Origin of the sequence: Mycobacterium kyorinense, assembly GCF_001672775.1 — a bacterium.
Classification (GTDB): Bacteria; Actinomycetota; Actinomycetes; order Mycobacteriales; family Mycobacteriaceae; genus Mycobacterium; species Mycobacterium kyorinense_A.
Window position 1 is genome coordinate 27,983 of record NZ_LZKJ01000064.1, and the last position, 21,470, is coordinate 49,452.

19 protein-coding genes and 2 pseudogenes are annotated in these 21,470 nt (G+C 65.3%); 13 read left to right on the top strand and 8 right to left on the bottom strand.

Annotated features, from left to right (window positions below):
• The first annotated feature begins 7 nt into the window (after positions 1-7).
• From A5707_RS06640 to A5707_RS06650, 3 genes are read left to right on the top strand one after another with little or no spacing between them, the layout of a single operon-like run.
• On the top strand, positions 8-757 hold the full coding sequence (locus A5707_RS06640) for an SDR family oxidoreductase (protein ID WP_065013721.1): 750 nt from the start codon (positions 8-10) through the stop codon (positions 755-757).
• A gap of 50 nt (positions 758-807) precedes the next feature.
• Positions 808-1,665 carry an NAD(P)-dependent oxidoreductase gene (locus tag A5707_RS06645; RefSeq protein ID WP_156657634.1) on the top strand — a complete coding sequence of 286 codons (858 nt, stop codon included), beginning with the start codon at positions 808-810 and terminating at the stop codon, positions 1,663-1,665.
• Positions 1,665-2,096 (top strand): carboxymuconolactone decarboxylase family protein, encoded by a 432-nt coding sequence (locus A5707_RS06650; RefSeq protein ID WP_065013722.1) that lies wholly within the window; start codon positions 1,665-1,667, stop codon positions 2,094-2,096. Before A5707_RS06645 ends, A5707_RS06650 begins: the two co-directional genes overlap by 1 nt.
• Here A5707_RS06650 and A5707_RS06655 read toward each other — a convergent pair.
• A complete protein-coding gene (locus tag A5707_RS06655) occupies positions 2,093-2,686 on the bottom strand; it encodes a TetR/AcrR family transcriptional regulator (RefSeq protein ID WP_065013723.1) in 594 nt (197 codons plus the stop codon). The genes A5707_RS06650 and A5707_RS06655 overlap by 4 nt on opposite strands.
• Positions 2,686-3,927 (bottom strand): cytochrome P450, encoded by a 1,242-nt coding sequence (locus A5707_RS06660; protein WP_065013724.1) that lies wholly within the window; start codon positions 3,925-3,927, stop codon positions 2,686-2,688. Before A5707_RS06660 ends, A5707_RS06655 begins: the two co-directional genes overlap by 1 nt.
• 132 nt (positions 3,928-4,059) lie before the next feature.
• Between A5707_RS06660 and purD the strand changes: the two genes are divergently transcribed.
• Positions 4,060-5,328, top strand: coding sequence for a phosphoribosylamine--glycine ligase (gene purD / locus A5707_RS06665; protein ID WP_065013725.1), 1,269 nt, complete (start codon positions 4,060-4,062; stop codon positions 5,326-5,328).
• Here the strand turns inward: purD and A5707_RS06670 are convergent.
• Complete coding sequence (locus A5707_RS06670; RefSeq protein WP_065013740.1) at positions 5,325-6,908, bottom strand: gamma-glutamyltransferase family protein; 1,584 nt, start codon at positions 6,906-6,908, stop codon at positions 5,325-5,327. The two genes, purD and A5707_RS06670, sit on opposite strands and share 4 nt — an antisense overlap.
• A 110-nt stretch (positions 6,909-7,018) precedes the next feature.
• On the opposite strand from A5707_RS06670, the gene A5707_RS06675 reads away from it, so the two are divergent.
• A complete protein-coding gene (locus A5707_RS06675) occupies positions 7,019-8,194 on the top strand; it encodes a thiolase family protein (protein ID WP_065013726.1) in 1,176 nt (391 codons plus the stop codon).
• 102 nt (positions 8,195-8,296) lie between these two features.
• Here the strand turns inward: A5707_RS06675 and A5707_RS06680 are convergent, their stop codons facing one another.
• Positions 8,297-9,202 (bottom strand): alpha/beta hydrolase-fold protein, encoded by a 906-nt coding sequence (locus A5707_RS06680; protein ID WP_065013727.1) that lies wholly within the window; start codon positions 9,200-9,202, stop codon positions 8,297-8,299.
• An 88-nt stretch (positions 9,203-9,290) separates the two neighbouring features.
• Here A5707_RS06680 and A5707_RS06685 point away from each other — a divergent pair, with 88 nt between their 5' ends.
• Positions 9,291-9,920, top strand: coding sequence for a TetR/AcrR family transcriptional regulator (locus A5707_RS06685; protein WP_065013728.1), 630 nt, complete (start codon positions 9,291-9,293; stop codon positions 9,918-9,920).
• Positions 9,921-10,008: 88 nt separating this feature from the next.
• Positions 10,009-11,385, top strand: a complete 1,377-nt coding sequence (locus A5707_RS06690; protein ID WP_232000647.1) for an APC family permease — start codon at positions 10,009-10,011, stop codon at positions 11,383-11,385.
• On the opposite strand, the gene A5707_RS06695 is transcribed toward A5707_RS06690, so the two are convergent.
• A complete protein-coding gene (locus A5707_RS06695) occupies positions 11,348-12,241 on the bottom strand; it encodes a DUF429 domain-containing protein (protein ID WP_269455140.1) in 894 nt (297 codons plus the stop codon). The two genes, A5707_RS06690 and A5707_RS06695, sit on opposite strands and share 38 nt — an antisense overlap.
• A 22-nt stretch (positions 12,242-12,263) precedes the next feature.
• Here A5707_RS06695 and purB point away from each other — a divergent pair, with 22 nt between their 5' ends.
• The 3 genes from purB to A5707_RS23720 are packed head-to-tail and all read left to right on the top strand — an operon-like array spanning position 12,264 to position 15,933.
• Complete coding sequence (purB, locus tag A5707_RS06700) at positions 12,264-13,676, top strand: adenylosuccinate lyase (protein WP_065013730.1); 1,413 nt, start codon at positions 12,264-12,266, stop codon at positions 13,674-13,676.
• Entirely contained in the window at positions 13,673-14,923 is a 1,251-nt protein-coding gene (locus tag A5707_RS06705) for a cytochrome P450 (protein WP_065013731.1), read from the top strand. Before purB ends, A5707_RS06705 begins: the two co-directional genes overlap by 4 nt.
• Positions 14,920-15,933 carry a tellurite resistance/C4-dicarboxylate transporter family protein gene (locus A5707_RS23720; protein ID WP_065013732.1) on the top strand — a complete coding sequence of 338 codons (1,014 nt, stop codon included), beginning with the start codon at positions 14,920-14,922 and terminating at the stop codon, positions 15,931-15,933. The genes A5707_RS06705 and A5707_RS23720 overlap by 4 nt, the downstream gene beginning before the upstream one ends.
• Here the strand turns inward: A5707_RS23720 and A5707_RS23725 are convergent.
• The gene (locus tag A5707_RS23725; protein WP_065013733.1) at positions 15,902-16,534 is read right to left on the bottom strand and encodes a hypothetical protein; all 633 of its coding nucleotides are present in this window, start codon (positions 16,532-16,534) and stop codon (positions 15,902-15,904) included. The genes A5707_RS23720 and A5707_RS23725 overlap by 32 nt on opposite strands.
• Before the next feature lie 182 nt (positions 16,535-16,716).
• Here A5707_RS23725 and A5707_RS06720 point away from each other — a divergent pair, with 182 nt between their 5' ends.
• A complete protein-coding gene (locus tag A5707_RS06720) occupies positions 16,717-17,610 on the top strand; it encodes a phosphoribosylaminoimidazolesuccinocarboxamide synthase (RefSeq protein ID WP_065013734.1) in 894 nt (297 codons plus the stop codon).
• Positions 17,607-19,754 (top strand): S9 family peptidase, encoded by a 2,148-nt coding sequence (locus tag A5707_RS06725; RefSeq protein ID WP_065013735.1) that lies wholly within the window; start codon positions 17,607-17,609, stop codon positions 19,752-19,754. The genes A5707_RS06720 and A5707_RS06725 overlap by 4 nt, the downstream gene beginning before the upstream one ends.
• On the opposite strand, the gene A5707_RS06730 is transcribed toward A5707_RS06725, so the two are convergent.
• A complete protein-coding gene (locus A5707_RS06730; protein ID WP_082969298.1) occupies positions 19,748-21,085 on the bottom strand; it encodes a DHA2 family efflux MFS transporter permease subunit in 1,338 nt (445 codons plus the stop codon). The two genes, A5707_RS06725 and A5707_RS06730, sit on opposite strands and share 7 nt — an antisense overlap.
• Positions 21,058-21,186, bottom strand: a pseudogene (locus A5707_RS23090) (glutathione peroxidase); the annotation flags it as partial. The pseudogene A5707_RS23090 and the gene A5707_RS06730, both read right to left, overlap by 28 nt.
• 69 nt (positions 21,187-21,255) lie before the next feature.
• On the opposite strand from A5707_RS23090, the pseudogene A5707_RS06735 reads away from it, so the two are divergent.
• A pseudogene (locus tag A5707_RS06735) lies at positions 21,256-21,470 on the top strand (MFS transporter); the annotation flags it as partial.

Here is a 21,470-nt window from a genome sequence, read left to right on the forward strand (position 1 = left end):
GGGAAGTATGAGATTCGAGAATAAGGTGGCCATCGTCACCGGCTCAGGTGGCGGCATCGGTCAGGCGTATGTCGAGGCGCTGGCTCGGGAAGGCGCCGCGGTTGTCGTGGCCGACATCAACGCCGAGGCTGCCGAAGGCGTGGCCAAGCAGATTACCGCCGACGGCGGCAATGCCATCAGCATTCCCGTCGACGTTTCCGACCCGGCTTCGGCCAAGGCGATGGCCGACCGCACGCTGTCCGAGTTCGGCGGTATCGACTACCTGGTGAACAACGCCGCAATATTTGGCGGCATGAAACTGGATTTCCTGCTCACCATCGACCCCGAGTACTACAAGAAGTTCATGAGCGTCAACCTCGACGGCGCCCTGTGGTGCACCCGCGCGGTCTACAAGAAGATGGCCAAGCGCGGCGGCGGTGCGATCGTCAACCAATCATCCACTGCTGCCTGGCTGTACTCGAACTACTACGGCCTGGCCAAAGTCGGCATCAACGGCTTGACACAACAACTTTCGCGGGAGTTGGGCGGCCAGAACATCCGGATCAACGCGATTGCGCCGGGCCCCATCGACACTGAGGCCAATCGGACGACGACGCCCAAAGAGATCGTCGACGACATCGTCAAGGGCCTCCCGCTGTCACGGATGGGAACTCCCGATGATCTGGTCGGCATGTGTTTGTTCCTGCTCTCCGACCAGGCCTCGTGGATCACCGGCCAGATCTTCAATGTCGACGGCGGACAGATCTTCCGATCATGAGCCGCGTCGGCGACGATGCAGAGCAGAAAGCGATGTGGAGGAGCGGCGCCATGAGCGCTGATTTGAAGCTGGGCTACATCGGATTGGGCAACATGGGCGCGCCGATGGCCAAGCGGCTGGTCGACTGGCCCGGCGGGCTCACGGTCTTCGATGTGCGGACCGAAGCGATGACGCCGTTGGCCGAAGCCGGCGCGACCTTGGCCGACAGCGTGGCCGACATCGCGGCCGCCGATCTCATCAGCGTCACCGTGCTCAACGACGAGCAGGTCCGCGAGGTCGTCGCCGAACTGGCGGCCAACGCGAAGCCGGGTACCGTCATCGCGATCCACTCGACGATCAGTGACACGACGGCCGTCGAATTGGCCGAAGAGCTGAAGTCACAAGACATTCACATCGTCGACGCCCCGGTCAGTGGTGGCGGTGCTGCCGCCGAAAAGGGTGAACTGGCCACCATGGTGGGCGCCGAACGCGAGGTGTACGAGCGGATCAAGCCGGCGTTCAAGCAATGGGCGTCGATGGTCATCCACGCCGGCCAGCCGGGTGCGGGCACCCGAATGAAGTTGGCCCGCAATATGTTGACGTTCACCTCCTATGCTGCGGCATGCGAAGCGATGAAACTCGCCGAGGCGGCCGGACTGGACCTACAGGCGCTGGGCCGGGTCGTGCGGCACACCGACGCGCTCACCAGCGGGGCGGGGGCCATCATGGTCCGCGATGACATGAAACCCATTGAGGCTGACAACTTCCTGTACCAGCCGTTCCTGCACGCCCGCGAACTCGGTGAGAAGGATCTGAGCCTGGCACTGGCGTTGGGCGAGGCCGTGTCGGTGGAGCTGCCGCTCGCCGATGTGGCCCGGCAGAATTTGGCCGCCGGCCTCGGCGTGCCGCACACACAGAAAGAGTCATGATGGACGAGTCACGCCGCAAGGGCCTCGAGAAAATGAACGAGGTTTACGGCTGGGAAATGCCCAATGTGGAGGGCGACGCGTACTTCGACCTGACCGTCGATCACCTGTTCGGCAGCATCTGGACCCGGCCGGGATTGTCGATGCGCGACAAGCGCATCATGACGCTGACGGCGGTGACCGCGATCGGAAATCGCGACCTGGCCGAGATCCAGATCAACGCTGCACTGCTCAATGAAGAGCTCACCGAGACCGAACTGAAGGAGATGGCGGTCTTTGTGACGCACTATCTCGGATTCCCGCTGGGCTCGGCGCTCAACGGCGCGGTCGACGCCGTCGTGGCAAAGCGCAAGAAGGCCGCCGCCAAGGGCGCCTCCGAAGACAAGAAAGCCAACGTCAACGACGCGGTCCGAATGCACCAGGGCAAGGGCTAGCCGGACACCGTCGTGCCCACCCAACGACGTAGATACCGGCGCAGCTCGCCGTCGCGCCGGGGGGGACGTCCGGGATCGATCACGAACGACTGAATGATCCGCAGAAGGTGCTCGCCCAGTTCGGTCAAGTCGTCGTCTGTCAAACCCGCTGCGGGCCAATCGACATCGAATCGCCGCAACATTGCATTCGCGAACTGCACAGCCACCTCGGACGTGACATCCGCGGTGAAAGCGTTGTTGCGGTCGTGGGCGAGCAGTAGGCCGATGTGTTTGTCGCTGGGTAGCCACTCCAGGGCGGTGGCGATTCCTTCGGTCACCGCGTCCACCGGATCGGTGATGCCCGACAAGTGCGCGGCCAACCGGTCCAGGAATCCGGTGGCCGCCTGAGTGGCCGCCGCAACCAGCAGCGCGTCGGTGCTGGGAAAGTAGCGGTAGACGGTTTGTCGTGTCACCCCCAAGGTGCGGGCGACATCGGCAATGCTGATGTCAGCGCCGCGCGCATCGATGGCCTGGCTCGCGGCGGCCAGGATCCGTGCGACGGCCTCCTCATCGCTAGTCGGGGCAGCGCCGCCCCAGCCGTGCGTGCGCACTAGCCGTGATAGGAGACGCGCAGATCCTTGACGCCGTTGATCCAGCCGGACCGAAGCCGTTGGGGCTCTGCCAATTTGGTGATGTCCGGGATCTGGTTGGCGATCTCGTCGAAAATCAGCCGAATCTCCATGCGGGCCAGATTCGCGCCGATGCAGTAGTGGGTTCCTTGCCCGCCGAATGCCAGATGCGGGTTGGGGTTGCGCAGAATGTTGAACTCAAACGGCTTATCGAAGACGTCTTCGTCGTAGTTGGCTGAGCTGTAGAACAGACCGACGCGCTGGTCCTGTTTGATCGCCACGCCGCCAACCTCGGTGTCCACTTTGGCGGTGCGCTGGAAACAGTGCACCGGCGTCGCCCAGCGCACGATCTCGTCGACCGCGGTTTCGGGCCGGTCGCGCTTGAAGATCTCCCACTGCTCCGGGTTTTCGGCAAAGGCATTGATGCCGTGCGTCATCGCGTTGCGGGTGGTCTCGTTGCCGGCCACCGCCAGCAGGATCACGAAGAACGCGAACTCGGTTTCGCCCAGCGACTCCCCGTCGACGTCGGCCTCGATCAACTTGGTGACGATGTCGTCGGCGGGGCAGCGCCGGCGCTCCTCGGCCATCGTGTAGGCGTAGCCCATCAACTCGGCGTTGGCCATCGTGTAATCGGTTTCGAAGTCTGGGTCGTCGGTGTTCATGATCGCGTTGGTCCAGTGGAACAATTTTTCCCGATCGTCTTCGGGAACCCCGATCAGATCCGCGATCGCCAGCAGCGGCAGTTCCATCGCGATGTCGTCGACGAAGTTGCCGCTGTCCTTCTCGGCGGCGGCTTTGACGATGTCGTGGGCCGCTAACGCCAGCTTCTCCTCCAGGACCGCGACCGCTCGCGGGGTGAACAGCCGGGAGACGAGCTTGCGCAGCCGGGTGTGCTCCGGCGGGTCGTGGTTGATCAGCAGCGCCTTGGTGAGTTCCAACTGGTCGCGGGTTGTGCCGTCGGGTAGCCGCATCACGGCACCGTTCAGATTGGTCGACCAGACATCGTTATCCCGGGAGATGTCCTTGATGTGCTGATGCTTGCTGATCACCCAGTAGCCGCCGTCGTCGAAGATCGTGGCGCCAGGCGGCTGCTCGTTCCACCACACCGGCGCGGTTTTGCGCAGCTGGGCGAACTCGGCGATCGGGATCCCGCGTAGCAGGACGTCCGGATCGGTGAAGTCGAAGCCGGCCCCGAACGGGCAGGCACTTTGCGTCGTGGTCACCTGACACCACCCTTCATGCGTGACGTGAACCACAGTTGTACTAGACCATACACCATGCCGTCAAGTGTATGGCCGGATGGCCGTCACCTTCCGGGCGGGCCGATCAACGCCACTCGGCTAAGGTGAGGTTTCGTGCGTGTCCTGGTGATCGGTTCAGGTGCCCGTGAACATGCGCTGCTCCTGGCGCTTCGCGACGACCCCGAGGTTGACGCGCTGGCCATTGCGCCGGGGAACGCTGGTACGGCTGCGGTAGCTGACCAGCACCAAGTCGACATCACCTCCGGCGACGACGTCGTCGCGCTGGCCCGGCAGGTTGCGGCCGACCTGGTGGTGATCGGGCCGGAGGTGCCGCTGGTGCTCGGCGTGGCCGACGCCCTGCGCGACGCCGGCATCGCCTGCTTCGGGCCAAGCAAAGACGCCGCCCGGATCGAGGGCTCGAAGGCGTTCGCCAAAGACGTGATGGCCGCCGCCGGTGTGCGCACGGCTTCCAGTGAGATCGTGGACAACCCCGCACATTTGGATGCGGCACTGGATCGGTTCGGGCCGACGGCCGGCAGCCAAGCCTGGGTTGTCAAAGACGACCGGTTGGCCGCCGGTAAAGGCGTAGTGGTCACGGCGGACCGCGGTGTCGCGCGCGCTCATGCGGCCGCGCTGCTCGAGGCGGGGCACCCTGTGCTGTTGGAGTCGTACCTGGACGGCCCCGAGGTGTCGCTGTTCTGCGTGGTCGACGGCACCACCGTGGTCCCGCTGTTGGCGGCTCAGGACTTCAAACGAGTCGGTGACGGCGACACCGGGCCCAACACCGGCGGCATGGGCGCTTATGCGCCGCTGCCCTGGCTGCCCGACGATGTTTACCGCGATATCGTCACGACGATCGTGGAACCCGTTGCGGCCGAACTGGTCCAACGTGGTTGTCCCTTCACCGGATTGCTGTACGCCGGTCTGGCGATCACTGGCAGCGGGCCGGCGGTGATCGAATTCAATTGCCGCTTCGGGGATCCGGAGACGCAGTCGGTGTTGGCGCTGCTGGAATCCCCGTTGGGGCAGTTGCTTTATGCGGCGGCCACCGGCGAGTTGGCCGGCTTCGGGGAACTGCGCTGGCGGGATGGCGCGGCGGTGACGGTGGTGCTGGCAGCGGAGAATTATCCGGGCCGTCCGCGAGTCGGCGACGTCATCGTCGGGGCGGAGGCCGACGGCGTGTTGCATGCTGGAACGGCCCGGCGCGACGACGGCGCGGTGGTGTCCTCGGGCGGACGGGTTCTCTCGGTCGTACGAACCGGTGCCGACTTGGACGCCGCTCGCGCCGCTGCCTATGACACGTTGGGTTCAATCCGGCTGCCGGGTGGGCACTTTCGCACCGACATCGGCCTGGCCGCCGCTCAGGGCAAGGTGCACGCCTAGAACCCCGCGGCCTGGCCGTCGCGGCGAGGATCGCTCACCGCAAGGTAGCCATCGTCGAGTCGCCAGATGGCCTGGCAGCTGCCGAACTGGTTGTAGTCGTCAACGACCACCAACTCGTGGCCACGCCGCTGCAGTTCGCTAAGGGTGGACGGCGGGAAACCCTGTTCGCAGCTCACCTGCATACCGTGCAACCAACGGAACCGGGGGCCGTCGCACGCCGCCTGGGGGTTCTGGCCGTGATCGACGATGCGCACCACAAGTTGTAGGTGGCCCTGCGGTTGCATAGTCCCGCCCATCACCCCGAAGCTCATGACCGGAGCGCCGCCTTTGGTCATAAAGGCCGGGATGATCGTATGGTAGGGACGCTTGTTCGGGCCGACCCGGTTCGGATGTCCGGGCGTCGCAACGAAACCCACGCCCCGGTTCTGTAACGAGATCCCGGTGCCCGGCACCACCACACCGGATCCGAATCCCATGTAGTTCGACTGGATCATCGACACCATCACCCCTGCGGTGTCGGCCGCGGCGAGATACACCGTGCCGCCCTTGGGTGCGCCCGCCATGACAGGCTGTGCGTGCTTGCGATCGATCATCCGAGCTCGCTGTTTCAAATACTCCTGGTCGAGAAGGCTCTCCGGGGGAAACAGCATATGGTCGATGTCGCCGACGCAGGCTTGAGCGTCGGCGAAGGCGAGCTTCATCGCTTCGATCTGCAGATGCACGCTATCGGCCGAATCTGCTGGTAAGCCGGCCATGTCGAACTGCTCGAGGATTCCCAGCGCGATCAACGCGGCGATCCCCTGACCGTTGGGCGGGATCTCATGGATGGTGTAGCCGCGGTAGTCGCGGCTGATGGTGCCCACCCAATCCGACCGGTGCGCGGCCAGGTCGCTCACCCGCATTGCGCCGCCGTGAGCCGCCGAGTGCGCCTCGAGTTGAGCTGCCAGTTCTCCGCGATAAAACGCCTCGCCGTTGCTGGCCGCAATCTTCTCCAACGTGACCGCGAGCTCGGGGAAGGTGACGACTTCACCAGGACCCGGTGCGCGTCCCCCGGGCATGATGAACTGCGCAAACCCTGGTTGGGATTTGAAGACCGGGAGCTGCGCCGCCCAGTGCGCGGCGACCGTCGGCGATACCAGAAAACCATTGCGGGCGTAGGAGATTGCCGGCTCGAAGAGTCGCTCGAACGGTAGTTTGCCGAACTGCGCGTGCAATTCGGCCCACGCTGACACCGCCCCGGGCACGGTCACCGAATTCCAGCCGAATGCGGGAACACCGTTGCCGTCGAAGTATTCCGGCGTCCATGCGGCAGGAGAGCGGCCCGACCCGTTCAATCCGTGCAACCGCTGGCCGTCCCAGACGATCGCGAAGGCGTCCGATCCGACGCCGTTGGACACCGGTTCAACCACGGTGAGGCTGATGGCCGCCGCGACAGCCGCGTCCACGGCGCTACCGCCGTCGGCCAGCATCCGAAGTCCGGCCTGGGCGGCCAGCGGCTGCGAGGTGCACACCACGTTGCGCGCCAGGACGGGCTTACGCGGCCAGTCGTAGGGCAAGTCCCAGCCGAAGGGCACGGTCACGGTGGGATCGTAAGCCTCGCGGCTGTGCCCGGGGTTATCGTCGCCACTACGGTAGTTGATACGATTAGTCATTCTAGGCTGACTTGAAATCACAACCGAAGGTTGACCACATGCGCACGCCCGTCATCGTCAGTGCCGTCCGGACCGCAATCGCGACGTCGTTCAAAGGCTCACTGGTCAACACCCCCGCCGAAGTGCTCGCCACCACGGTGCTGGCCGAGGCAGTCCGGCGATCCGGTGTCGAGCCAGACGTCATCGACGATGTGATTTTTGCCGAGTCGCATTACGGCGGCGGGGATTTGGCGCGTTACGCAGCCGCCGCCTCGGACATGGTTTCGGTGCCCGGCCAGGCCGTCAACCGGCATTGCGCGGGCAGTCTGACCGCTGTCGCCAACGCCGCAGCCCACATCGGCTCAGGCGTGGAACGGGTAGTGGTGGGCGGCGGTGTGCAGTCGCTGTCGACGGGTCCTCTGATGAACTGGCGCATTCCCGGCCCCACCCTGGAGTTCGAGGAGCGGTGGATGCCGCCGACGCACGTCGAGACACCCGACGCGCCTACCCGTGACATGTCCATCACGGTGGGCTGGAACACCGCAGAAGCCGTCGGCATTACTCGCGAAGAGATGGACGCCTGGGCGCTGCGGTCACACCAACGTGCGATCGCGGCGATCGACGGGGGCGCGTTCGTCGACGAGATCGTGCCGCTGAAGATCCACGGACCGCAGGATGCGCTCGTGGAGTTCAGCGTCGATGAGCATCCGCGTCGGGACACCAGCATGGAAAAGCTGGCGTCACTGAAAGTGCTCCACCCCGAGATCGAGGGGTTCTCCATCACCGCCGGGAACAGCAGCGGCACCAATGACGCAGCAGCCGCGTTGACTCTGGCCGACGACGGCTTTGCCCGCTCAGCCGGTCTGACCGTGCTGGGGACGGTCAAGACCTGGGCATCGGTCGGCGTCGAGCCCAAAGACACCGGACTGGGCGCGGTCCGGGTGATCGGCAAAGTGCTCGACCGCGCCGGGTTGTCGCCCGCCGACGTCACGCTGTGGGAGATCAACGAGGCGTTCGCGTCGGTCCCGATCGCGGCGTGCCGCGAGTACGGCCTCGACGAGGATCGGGTCAATATTTACGGCAGCGGGTGCAGTCTGGGCCACCCGATCGCGGCCACCGGCGCGCGGATGCTGACCACGCTGGTGCACGAATTGGGCCGCCGCGGCGGTGGGATCGGGGTGGCGGCGATGTGCGCAGGCGGTGGCCAGGGCGGCGCGGTCGTCATCGAGGTGTAGCCCGCCGCCGCGAGCGACTTTCAGTGTGAATACAGGGCGATGCTCATCGGCGTGTCGTCGCCGAGGATTCACTCTCAACGCGAGGGCGTTCCGAAAACGCGGCTACGCCGTCAGCAGCGGCGCCATCCAGGTCAGCTCGGCGGGTAATTGCGCGCTCCAGAACGATGCATCGTGCCCACCTGGCGAGAAGCCGCCTGCGGGTGGATTGGGCAATTGCGCGACGAACTGCTTGGTAGCGGCGTAGAACGGATCGCTGTTGCCGCAGTCCACCCGGATCGGGATCGACGCCAGCGCGGGCATCCCGAACACCGAATTGGCCGACCAGTCGTCGGCGCCGTCGAAGGCTCCCGGCGCCGCGGCCCCGGGCGAGAGCCACAGTGCCGGGCTCACCGCGCAAATCGCCGCGGTACGCGCTGGCCCGAGCCGGCCCCCGAGCAGCAGCGCGCCGTAGCCTCCCATCGACCAGCCGAGGAACGCCACGCGTGAGGTGTCCAGCCCCTGCTTGTCGAGCATCGGGATGAGTTCGTTCAACACCATGGCGCCCGAGTCTTCGCCGGAAGCTCTTTTGTGCCAATAGCTTCCGCCGCCGTCGACGGCGACCACCGCAAACGGCGGTAGGCCGGCGTCGACGGCTTGAGCCAGGCCTTGCTCGACCCCGCCGGCCATCACCGTGGCGGCATCACTGCCCTTGCCGTGCAGCGCGATCACCGGTCGCAGCGCCTTGGTCTGGCCAGGCGGACGCGCGATCGCCCAGTTGGTCGTCGCTCCGCCGCGCGCTGCTGACACGAATGAACCGGTCGTCATCGTCGGGGCGGCGACCGGCGCGGGTGCCGGTTCCAGCGGTGGCGGAACCAACGGAACGCCGCCGGTCGTCGGCGCCGGTGCGGCTACTGACGGCCGAGCCGGAAACAGCGTCCCCAACGTGTAGGCGCCGACGGCGCCGGCGACCGCGTTGGCCCCAAGGCGCAGCACGGCACGACGGGACAAGTCCGGCATGCCGGACATCATAAAGTGCGCCGCTCCTGGTCGCCGGCGCGATGTCAACCGAGCGGTCGTTTGTCCGAAAGGGCAATACTGCCCCTAACTGCCTGGCAGCATGTCATGCGTGACGGCAGCGGTCACTCCCAAGGGAGAACGTCGACGGTACGCGCTGATCAGCGCGGCCGCCGAGCTGCTGTGCGAAGGCGGCTTCGAAGCGGTGCGGCACCGGGCTGTCGCGCAGCGGGCGGGCCTGCCACTGGCGTCGACCACCTACTACTTCTCCTGCCTCGACGACCTGATCGCCAGCGCGGTCTCGCACGTCGGGATGTTGGAGGTGGCTCAGTTGCGGGCCCGGGTGGCCAGTCTGTCCCGGCGTCGCCGCGGCCCGGAGACCACCGCCGACGTCCTCGTCGATCTGCTCGTCGGCGACGACACCGGCCCGCGGCTGATCGAGCAGCTGATCTCGCGCTACGAGCGCTACATCGCCTGCGCCCGGCTACCGGCGCTGCGGGATATCCAGCGCCGAAACCTGCGTCAACGCGTCGACGCCGTCGCCGATGCCATCGAGCGGTCGGGACGTTTGGTGCGACTCGAGCTGGTGTCGGCGTTGATTTACGCGGTCGACGGCGCTGTGGTCTCCGCCCTGGTCGACGACCAGCAGGACCCGCGGGCTGCCGCCAGGGCGACCGTGATGGACGTCATCGATGTGCTGGCGCCGTTCGAACTTCGGCCCGTGCAGATCTGATCCTGCACCGGCTTCGGTGGTCGGCGGGTTTCCGGAAGGCACCACGGACGTCCCTGCGGCCTTCGGGCGGCAACCTCACCTGCGTCGTGTGATAGGACCGCCGCAGCTGCTGTTCTTCATTCTGGGCGACATTTTGGGCGCCGGCGTGTACGCGTTGATCGGCGATGTGGCAGCCGAAGTCGGTGGCGCAGCGTGGGTTCCGTTTCTGCTGGCATTCGTGATCGCAGCCGTGACCGCCTTGAGCTATCTGGAGTTGGTCACCAAATATCCCCAGGCGGCGGGTGCGGCGCTGTATGCGCAGAAGGCGTTCGGCAATCAGTTCGTGACGTTTCTGGTCGCCTTCGTCGTGATGTGCGCGGGAATCACGTCCGCATCGATGGCAGCGCGGTTTTTCGCGGCCAACTTCGTTGTCGCATTCCACATCCGTTGGGGTGTGGTGGGCGTTGTTTTGGTCGCATTGCTGTTCATCGCGGCGTTGGCCGCGGTGAACCTGCGCGGCGTGGGAGAAAGCGTCAAGCTCAATGTCGTATTGGCCAGCATCGAAATCACCGGGCTGGTTCTGGTGATTCTCGTCGGCCTGTGGGCATTCGGTTCGGGCGAGCATGTCGACTTCGCGCGAGTGGTCGCGTTCGACACCGGCACCGACAAGAACGTATTTCTGGCCGTCACTACGGCCACCTCGTTGGCGTTTTTCGCGATGACGGGGTTCGAGGACTCGGTCAACATGGCCGAAGAAATCAAGAATCCGGTCCGGACTTTCCCGAAGGTCCTGTTGTCCGCGCTGAGCATCGCGGGCGTGGTCTACGTCGTCGTGGCGATCATCTCCGTGGCGTTGGTGCCGGTCGGGGAGCTGAAAGTCAGCGATACCCCGCTGATCGACGTCGTAGGTATCGGAGCGCCGGGACTGCCCATCAAAACCATCCTGCCGTTCATCTCGATGATCGCGGTGTCCAACACCGCGCTGATCAGCATGCTCATGGCCAGCAGGTTGATCTACGGGATGTCGCGTCAGCAGGTGCTACCGCCGGTGCTGGGTGTCGTGAGCCCGAACAAACGGGTGCCGTGGGTGGCAATCCTGTTCACCACTGCGGTCGCCTTCGCGCTGATCCTCTATGTCGCCGCGGTCGCCAACACCGACGCGATCGAGGTGCTCGGCGGCACCACGTCGCTGCTATTGCTGGCGGTGTTCGCGACAGTCAATGTCGCGGCGCTGGTGTTGCGCCGCGATGTCCGCCGAACCCGCCGCCACTTCAAAACGCCGACCGCGTTGCCCGTCATCGGATTTGCGGCCTGCCTGTATCTGGTGACACCGCTATCGGGGCGCCCGGGGCAGCAGTACATGTTGGCCGCGGTCTTGATCGCGAGCGGCGTCGTGTTGGCACTGCTCACTGTCGTCGTCAAACGCCGGCTCGGTTTTCGCGGTGGTGTCACCGACCAGCCGCACCTGGCCGACGCCTCGGAGTAATCGATAGCGCACGAAGCGCCGCTAGCTCGAGTTGCGCTTCCTCAAGGAGCGCGGTGACGCGCGCGAGCCGCTGTTCCATGGCGTCGGGGTCAGGCGCGGCCTCCGGCGCGACGAGCTCGGGCGGAAGCGATGGCGTGACGATGTAACCCGTCGTGAAGTCGCCATAGATCGTCATGTCCTCAGGACGCTGATACCAATACAGCGCGAGGTAGGCACACATAACGGCGTCGACGGGATCTTCGGCCCCATCTAGCTGTACCGGTCGAGTTGCCGCGGACACCCTGTTGCGCAGCTCGACCCAGGCCACGTGATGGTTGACGCGCAGTCGCGGCGTCGCCTCGTCGAGCCCCTCGATCTGCGTCATCAGCTGCAGCAATCCGCGCTGGCGACCGTCGAAGGCGCCGCGCTTGTACTTCAGCGTGCGGTCCAGGCCGAAAAGCACCACGGTCGCCGGATGCGGGTACACCTCGATGGCGCGTCGGCTCGCCTGGCTGCGCGGGTCCATATCCAGGGCGAGCACGTCGGCGAGCCTGGCTCCGCGGGAACCTCGGGCAAACTCGGGTCTGCCGGTATACGCCGGGCGGGCGCCAGCTTCGAACTTCTGGAAATCGCTGTTCAGTGCTCTCTCACACGGGCGGTGTCCGGTCGGGTTCTTCACGATGAGCGGCGCGTCGATGGCGACCAGGCATTTTTCGCGGACATAGGGCGCCAGTGCGCTTTCGATGCTGGCGTCGTCGTGCGCCGCCCCGACATGCAGCAGCCGACCGTCGGCGTCGACGACCGCAATCCCGCTCTGGTTGATTTCTCCCCAGGCAAGGTCGACACCGACGAAGTACATCCGCTCAGCTTGCCGCATCTCAACCGTAAGCTGTGACGTTGTGAACATCCCGAATGTGCTGGCCGCCCGATATGCCAGCGCCGAGATGGTGTCGATCTGGTCGCCGGAGGCCAAGGTTGTCGCCGAGCGAAGGCTGTGGCTGGCGGTGCTGCAAGCCCAGGCGGAGCTGGGCGTGCCGGTTCCCGAACAGGCGCTCGCCGACTACGAGCGGGTGCTCGAGGACGTCGATTTGGCCTCCATCGCGGCCCGCGAGCGAGTGACCCGCCACGATGTCAAAGCCCGCATCGAGGAGTTCAACGCGCTGGCCGGCCACGAACATGTGCACAAGGGCATGACCAGCCGTGACCTGACCGAGAACGTCGAGCAGCTGCAGATTCGCCGGTCGATGGAGCTGGTGTTTTCCCACGGCGTGGCGGTGGTGGCGCGGCTGGCCGAGCGCGCGGTGGCGTACCGCGACCTGGTGATGGCTGGACGGAGCCACAATGTCGCCGCTCAGGCGACCACATTAGGCAAGCGGTTCGCCTCCGCAGCCCAAGAGACACTGCTGGCGCTGACCAGGCTGCGTGAGTTGATTGACCGTTATCCGCTGCGCGGTATCAAGGGTCCGATGGGTACCGCCCAGGACATGCTCGATCTGCTCGGCGACCGGGCGAAACTGGCGGAGCTCGAACAGCGCATCGCCGAATATCTGGGCTTCGCAACGGTATTGAGCAGCGTCGGTCAGGTGTACCCGCGGTCGTTGGACCACGAAGTGGTCTCGGCACTGGTGCAACTCGGCGCGGGACCGTCGTCGCTGGCGCACACCATCCGGCTGATGGCCGGGCACGAGCTGGTCACTGAGGGCTTCGCGCCGGGTCAGGTTGGCTCCTCGGCGATGCCGCACAAGATGAACACCCGAAGCTGTGAGCGGGTCAATGGTCTGCAGGTGGTGCTGCGCGGCTACGCCTCGATGGCCGCCGAACTGGCCGGCGCGCAGTGGAACGAGGGCGACGTGTTCTGCTCGGTGGTGCGCCGAGTGGCGTTGCCGGACAGCTTTTTCGCCGTCGACGGGCAGATCGAGACAATGCTGACCGTGCTCGACGAGTTCGGCGCCTACCCGGCGGTGATCGGCCGTGAGCTGGACCGCTATCTGCCGTTTTTGGCGACGACCAAGGTACTGATCGCGGCCGTGCGCGCCGGGATGGGGCGGGAAGCCGCGCACGAGGTGATCCGCGAGCACGCGGTGGCGGCCGCGCTGGCGATGCGCGACGGCGCCGATCCTGATCTTCTCGCCCGGTTGGCGGCAGACCCGCGGTTGCCGCTGGACCGCCGCGCTATCGACGCCGCGCTGGCCGACAAACAGGCGTTCACCGGCGCCGCCGGCGATCAGGTCGACACGGTGGTCGCAGCGGTGGAAGCCCTGGTTGCGCGCTACCCGGAGGCGGCCAAATACACGCCGGGCGCGATCCTGTGACGCGCGCCGGTGCCCTGGCGGGAATCGACTTCACCGATCTGGATAATTTCGCGAACGGATTTCCGCACGAAATGTTCGCGGTCCACCGCCGAGAAGCGCCGGTGTACTGGCATGAGCCCACCGAACATACCCCCGACGGTGAAGGCTTTTGGTCAGTGGCGACCTACCCGGAAACGCTTGAGGTGCTGAAAGATCCGGAGACGTACTCATCCGTCACCGGCGGTGACCGCCCCTTCGGCGGCACGCTGTTGCAGGACCTGGCGATCGCGGGCCAAGTGCTCAACATGATGGACGACCCACGTCACTCGCAGATCCGGCGACTTGTCAGCTCCGGCCTGACGCCCCGGATGATCCGCCGCGTCGAGGACGATCTGCGCGGCCGGGCGCGCCGGCTGCTGGACGCCGTGGTGCCGGGAGAGCCGTTCGACTTCGTGGTTGACGTCGCGGCCGAACTGCCCATGCAGATGATTTGCATCCTGCTGGGAGTGCCTGAGTCCGACCGGCATTGGCTCTTCGAGGCGATCGAGCCGCAGTTCGACTTCGGCGGTGCCCGCAAGGCTTCCCTTTCGCAGCTCTCGGTCGAAGAGGCCGGGTCGCGGATGTACACCTATGGCCAAGAGCTGATCGCTGCGAAGCGCGCCCAGCCCACCGACGACATGCTGTCGGTAGTGGCCAACGCAGAGCGCGACGATGCTGAAGGGGTGCCGGCTCTGTCGGACCTCGAAGTGTATTTGTTCTTCAGCCTGCTGTTCAGCGCCGGAGCGGAGACGACGCGCAACGCGGTTGCCGGCGGCCTGCTGGCGCTGGCCGATCACCCGAACCAATTGCAAGCGCTGCGTGCGGATCTGGGCATGCTGCCCACGGCGGTGGAGGAGATAATTCGGTGGACATCGCCGTCGCCATCCAAACGGCGCACCGCCACCCGCGACGTCACACTCGGGGGGCAGCCGATCTCGGCCGGGCAGAAGGTCCAGATCTGGGAAGGTTCGGCTAACCGGGACGCCAGCGTATTCGACCGCGCCGATGAATTCGACGTCACGCGTAAACCTAATCCGCACTTAGGCTTCGGTCAGGGCGTGCACTACTGCCTGGGGACTAACCTGGCCCGACTGGAATTGCGAGTGTTGTTCGAGGAGCTGCTGACGCGCTTCGGCGGCGTGCAGCTCGTCGCACCTGTGGAATGGACTCGTAGCAACCGCCACACCGGCATCCGCCATCTGGTGGTGACGCTGCTCGGTGCGGGGTGAAGATCCGACTCATTGCCATCACACTGACGCCGGACGTTTTCTCGGCGGTGATGGCGACTGGGATCCTGTCCATCGCCGCACACAACCACCACTACCCGTGGCTCAGCGGGACACTGGGCATCCTCGCGTCGCTCGGCCTGCTGGCCCTCGTCGCGCTGGTGCTGATCGGCGTCGCGGCCAGGCGTCAGATCGTGCCGTGGGACCTGCGTGACCCCGATATCACCCTGCGATTGTTCACGTTCGTCGCAGGATGCGCGGTGTTGGACTCCCGGTTGGTGTCTCATCCAATTGTGGTGCGGGCCCTCGGCGCGATCGCATTGCTGTCGTGGCTGGTGTTGATCGTGCTCACCGCGAGGAATATGTCCGGACACGGGTGGCCAGCCCTGCGGGACCGAGTGCACGGCGCGTGGGAGCTGGCCAGCGTCGGCTCGTCCGGCTTGGCGATCGTTGCCGCCCAGGCGGCTCACCACACCGGCCACCGCTGGTGGTTGATGGTTGCCCTGCCGATCTGGGGAATAGCGATCGTCATCTACTGCGTGATGACCTGGTTGATGCTGTGGCGCGCCGTCGCCGAGCGCCAGGATCGCGACGGGTTCGAGCCCGACACCTGGATCCTGATGGGCGGGTTGGCGATCGCCACGCTGGCCGGTGACTACATCCATTCGCAGGCCCCGCATTGGCTGGCCGGCGGCGTCCGCACGGTCACGGTAGTGACCTGGGTGGCGGCCACGCTGTGGATACCGCCGCTGATCTATTTCGGTTTGCATCGCATCAGTCAGCGTCCTGAGGTCCTGCAATTCACCGGGGTGTGGTGGACGCTGGTGTTCCCACTAGGCATGTACTCGGCCGCCACTGACGCGATGGCAGGCGAGCTGCAGCAGCGATCCCTGCATACGATTTCGCTGGTGTTCTTCTGGGACGCGTTGGCGGCGTGGGTAATTGTGGTCGCTGCCGGCCTGCTGCGAATTTGGCGTCGGGTCAGGCAGGGCGTCCAGGGTAGCGGATCCTGACTCCCGCCGACCGCAGCTCAAGGGCGGCCAAGCCACGGATGGCAGCGGGATCCTCGCGGCGCCACGCGCCGACCGGGTCGGGGCTGACGGCGCTGAGTCGCCGCAGCGGTCGATTCGTCAATGCCCGCAACGCGAGTAGCTGTTCACCGGCCGGCGTGGCAGCTAATACGCTCACCGTCCATTTGCGGCGGAAGAAGCGCAACCGCAGCACCAGCCAGGGCATCGCCACAGCGAAAATCGGTGGTGCCGCAACCGCCAGCGCCAGGACGACGGCCAGCCAACTGGCGGTGGTGTCCAGATCGTGTCCGGCCCCGGCAATGTCCAGCGCCGCGTGGCTGGCCGCAGTGAGCGGTTTGCTGACGGCGTCTCCGATTAGCGGGACGCGGTCGGCGTTGTGGCCCGCAGACGACAGGTTGCCGGCGACGCCGTGTGCGCCGCCTTCGACCTGGCGACCCACTGCGGCGATCGTCGCCAACGCACTGTGCACGGCAACGCCGACGGACACCCATACAACAGTCCACACAACGACGGCGGCATCGCTGAGCAACTGCGCCAGCAGTCGACCAGGAGTAGTGGCGTAAGGGACGAACCGCGATTTCATAGCCCTGATCCCAGCACAGCAGTCGTGCGCAGTTGTCCGATAATCGCGTGTCGACCCGCTGCGCCCGGCTCCGCCGCGCTTGCGATCGCGGCTTGATCATGATGGCGACCCGTCCCCCGCAAGCGGGTGGTGCCCCCAGCGCCCGGCTCCGCCGCGCTTGCGATCGCCATTAAGCTGACCCGATGCGTCCCGCTCTGTCCGACTACCAACATCTGGCCAGCGGCAAGGTCCGCGAGCTCTACCGCGTCGACGACGAGCATCTGTTGTTCGTCGCAACTGACCGGATTTCGGCGTTTGACTACGTTTTGGACAGCACGATTCCGGACAAGGGCCGCATCCTGACCGCGATGAGCGTGTTCTTCTTCGACTTCGTCGAGGCGCCCAACCACCTGGCCGGACCGCCGGACGATCCACGGATTCCCGACGAGGTTCTTGGCCGCGCGCTGGTGGTGCGCAACTTGGAGATGCTGCCGGTGGAGTGTGTGGCCCGCGGTTACCTGACCGGCTCGGGTTTACTGGATTACCAGGCCAGCGGCACACTCTGCGGTATCCCGCTGCCACCGGGTCTGGTCGAGGCCAGCAAGTTTCCCACGCCGTTGTTCACTCCGGCGACCAAGGCCGAGTTGGGCCAGCATGACGAGAACATTTCGTTCGCGCGGGTGACCGAGATGGTGGGCGCGGTGCGGGCCAACCAACTGCGCGACCGTACGCTGCAGACCTATGTACAGGCCGCCGACCATGCCCTGAGAAAGGGAATCATCATCGCCGACACCAAATTCGAGTTCGGTATCGACAATCGAGGCGAGCTCGTACTGGCCGACGAGGTCTTCACTCCGGATTCGTCGCGCTACTGGCCGGCTGACGACTACCGCCCCGGGGTGGTGCAGAACAGTTTCGACAAGCAGTTCGTCCGCAACTGGCTCACCGGTCCCGAGTCCGGCTGGGACCGGGCGGGTTCGCAGCCACCCCCGCCGCTGCCGGACGACATCATCGACGCCACCCGCGACCGCTACGTGGATGCCTACCAACGGATTTCCGGACTGCGGTTCGACGACTGGATCGGGCCCGGCGCGTGAGCGGTACACCTGCGCCGCCGGTCGCGAAACGGGTCGAGAGCCGACGGGAATTCCACGGAGACGTGTTCGTCGATCCCTACGAATGGCTGCGTGACAAAGCCAATCCAGACGTGATCTCTTACCTCGAGGCGGAGAACGACTACGCCGATCAGTCGACCGCGCAGCTGGAACCCTTGCGGCAGCGCATCTTCGAGGAGATCAAGGCGCGTACCAAGGAGACCGATCTGTCGGTCGCGACCCGACGTGGTCAGTGGTGGTATTACGCCCGCAGCTTCGAAGGCAAGCAGTACGGCGTGCACTGCCGTTGTCCGGTCACCAATCCCGGCGACTGGACGCCGCCGGTGTTCGACGAGCACACCGAGATTCCCGGCGAGCAGGTGCTGCTCGACGAGAACATCGAGGCGGACGGCCATGACTTCTTCGCCTTGGGTGCCGCCAGCGTCAGCCCCGACGGCAACGTCCTGGCATATTCGGTCGATATCGTCGGCGACGAACGTTATACCCTGCGGTTCAAGGATTTACATACCGGCGAACGATATTCCGACGAGATCGTCGGGATCGGTGCGGGCGCAACTTGGGCGACCGACAACCGCACCGTCTATTACGTGACCGTGGATGCGGCTTGGCGTCCGGACACGGTATGGCGGCATCGCATCGGCTCTGGACTGCCCGCCGTGAAGGTCTATCACGAAGCCGACGAGCGGTTTTGGCTGGCAGTCGGGCGCACCCGCAGCGACGCCTACGTGTTGATTGCCGCCGGATCGGCGATCACATCGGAGGTCCGCTACGCCGATGCCGCCGATCCGCAGGCTGAATTCAGGACCGTGTGGCCGCGCCGCGACGGCGTCGAATACTCGGTTGAGCACGCCGTCGTCGCGGGTGAGGATCGGTTTTTGATCCTGCACAACGAGGGTGCGGTGAACTTCACGCTCGTCGAGACGCCGGTCGGTGAACCAGCCGCGAAGCGGACGCTCATCGGCCATCGGGATGACGTCCGGCTGGACGCCGTGGATGCCTTCGAACGGCATTTGGTGCTCAGTTATCGACGGGAGGCGCTGCCGCGAGTCCAGCTGTGGCCCATTGGTGACGACGGCGGATACGGCAGTCCCGAAGAGATTTCGTTCGACTCCGAGCTGATGTCCGCAGGCCTTGGGCCCAACCCGACCTGGAATTCGCCGAAGCTGCGCATCGGTGCCGGATCGTTTGTCACGCCGGTGCAGATCTACGACCTCGACCTGGTCACCGGAGAGCGCACATTGCTGCGTGAGCAACCGGTGCTCGGCGACTTCCGGCGCGAGGATTACGTCGAACGACGCGAATGGGCACTGGCAGACGACGGCACCCGAATTCCAGTGTCGATCGTGCACCGGGCCGACATCGAATTCCCGGCTGCGGCAGTGCTGTACGGATACGGCGCCTACGAGATCTGCCAGGATCCACAGTTCGCGATTCCGCGGCTGTCGCTGCTGGATCGGGGCATGGTCTTCGCCGTCGCGCATGTCCGCGGCGGCGGTGAGATGGGCCGGCTGTGGTACGAGCACGGCAAGCTGCTGCACAAGAAGAACACCTTCACCGACTTCGTCGCGGTGGCAAAGCATTTGGTTGACTCCGGGCTGACCCGACCGCAGAGCCTGGTGGCAATGGGCGGCAGCGCAGGCGGCCTGTTGATGGGCGCGGTGGCCAATCAGGAGCCGGGTCTGTTCGCCGGCATCCTGGCGGTGGTGCCTTTCGTCGACCCGCTGACAACCATGTTGGACCCGTCGTTGCCGCTGACTGTCACCGAATGGGACGAGTGGGGAAACCCCTTGCAGGACAAGGCCGTCTACTCCTATATGAAGGCCTACTCTCCCTATGAGAACGTCGGCAACAAGAAGTACCCGGCCATCCTCGCAATGACCTCGCTGAATGACACCCGGGTCTATTACGTAGAGCCGGCGAAATGGGTTGCGGCGTTGCGGCACGCCCAGTCCGACGGCAACTCGGTGCTGCTGAAGACTCAGATGAACGCCGGCCACGGCGGTATCAGCGGTCGTTACGAGCGGTGGAAGGAAGTCGCATTCCAGTACGCCTGGCTGTTGGCTGCCGCAGATCACGACCACTATGGCGACGGCCAAGTAGACGTGCGCGGCAGCCGGGGTCAGTGAGTCATCATCGGTGGCCGGTCGGCTACCGCGGCGATCGGCTGCTTGGGCAGAAACACCGCAGGGATATACGCCAACAGCGCCACCGCGGCGGCCACGACGAACACCGCGGTGTAGGCGTGTGAAATGTTGCTGCTGTCGTTGAATTGGTTGGTAAGGATCACCGACATCAGTGCGGTGCTGATCGATGCTGCCACCTGAAGGTTGACATGCACTAGTGCCGAACCGCGGGCGATCTGATGCGGTGCCAGGCACTGGACGGCCGCCGCCACGAGCGGCATCGTCGTGCAACCCAGTCCCATCCCCATCAGCGTCAGCGCCGCTAGCAGTACGGGCAGATAGGCTGCGTGCGTCGAGACGCCGTAGGCAAAGACGGCCATGCCCGCGCCGATCAACGTGATGCCGGCCAGCACGACCTTGTGCGGGCCCCGCTTATCCAGCAACACTCCGGCGATCGGCATGGCGACCAGCGCACCGAACCGCTCCGGAATCATGTGCACCCCTGACTGCAGCGGCGTTTGGAGCAACATCTGCTGAAAGCAGCTCGGGAGCAGCAATCCGGCGCCGAAAAGGGCTGCCGCAGTGAACAACAACGTTGAGTTGGCGGCGGTGACCTCGCGATTCTTGAGCAACCGCAGATCGATCAGCGGGTGTTCCGTCCGGTACAGCGCGTGCAGAACGAACCCACTGATCATCACCAAGCCGACGACCGCCGGTATCCACACGTGCTCGTCGGTGACGCTGCCGCGACCCGGGATGGAGGAGACCCCGTACAGCAGCGCGGCCAGGCCCGGCGACAGGAGCAGCATGCCGACGACGTCGAATGCCTCCGACGGGGTTGCGCGATCCTGTGGAAACACCAGTGCAGCCAGGGTGAATGCCGCCAAACCGATCGGCACGTTGATCCCGAAAATCCACTCCCAGCTATAGGTGTCGATCAGCCAACCACCGAGAATCGGTCCCGCGATCGGGCCGAGCAGCATCGGAATACCCAGCACCGCCATCAGACGGCCGATCCGTTTCGGACCAGCCTCGCGGCTCAAGATCGTGACGGCCAGCGGCATCAGCATGCCGCCGCCAAGACCTTGAAGTACTCGAAATACGATGAGCACACTGATGTTTGGCGCCAGCGCGCACAGCAACGAACCCACGGTGAATGCAAGCACGGACGCCATAAAAGGCCGCTTCGTGCCGAATCGGTCGGCGGCCCAACCGGCCAGTGGGATCACCGTGGCCAGCGCGAGCGTGTAGCCGGTCATCGTCCAAGCGACGACCGCCTGGGTGGACCCGAATTTGGTGATGAACGTGCGCTGTATTGCGGGGTCAGGCCGCATTTCGAGGCGACGTTGACGACGAGCACGGCGCGATCGGCGTATTCGGCTAATGACGTGGGGCGATCGTCCAGAGTGGTCAACGGGATTTCGGTCAGCGTCATGCTGCGAGACTACGTCAGCATCCGCAAAGTAGGTTGGTCATCTAGCTAATTGTCGTTACGCTGGGGTCCGTGCTGCGCTCCCGCCAGTCGACCAGCAACGAGTCCAGCTATCCGGACCGGCTCGACCTGGGCCTACTGCGAATAGCCGGTGTGTGCGCCGTTGCCGTGGTGATGGCGATCATGGACGCCACAGTCGTCGGGGTGGCCCAGCGCACGTTCATCACCAAATTCGGGTCCACCCAGGCGGTCGTCGCTTGGACGATGACCGGCTACACGCTCGCGCG